Below are 342 nucleotides of genomic sequence, written 5' to 3'. Positions count from 1 at the left end.
TTTAGGAGAAAATAAAACTCTTATAAAACCACTTGTATTGGTTTTTGGAAGCAGGTATTTGTTAGAAAAAAAAGAAATCTATCAAGAAATAAGAGAAATTTTTAAAGATGGCGAAATTGTTTTTGGTTCATCAGCTGGAGATATTTCTGCACATTCTGTAGATGATGATGGAATTACTATTACTGCAATTGAATTTGAAAAAAGTAGTTTCGAAATCAAAACTGTCAATGTAAAAAATCAAAATCAGGCTGTGAATAGTTTTCAAGCAGGATACGAATTGATTCAACAGTTTGATCAAGAAAATTTAAAATATGTGTTGGTAATTTCCGACGGAAGTGTCAT

Annotated in this window: 1 protein-coding gene; it reads left to right on the top strand. The window is 29.5% G+C overall.

Annotated features, from left to right (window positions below; translation table 11 throughout):
* On the top strand, window positions 1–342 hold a 342-nt coding region (locus tag IU405_RS00870), incomplete at both ends, for an FIST N-terminal domain-containing protein (protein WP_317193333.1).

The organism is Polaribacter sp. BAL334 (genome assembly GCF_015767435.1).
Lineage (GTDB): Bacteria > Bacteroidota > Bacteroidia > Flavobacteriales > Flavobacteriaceae > Polaribacter.
The sequence above is the reverse complement of the archived record's forward strand: the minus strand, read 5'-3'. Positions and strand labels throughout refer to the sequence as shown.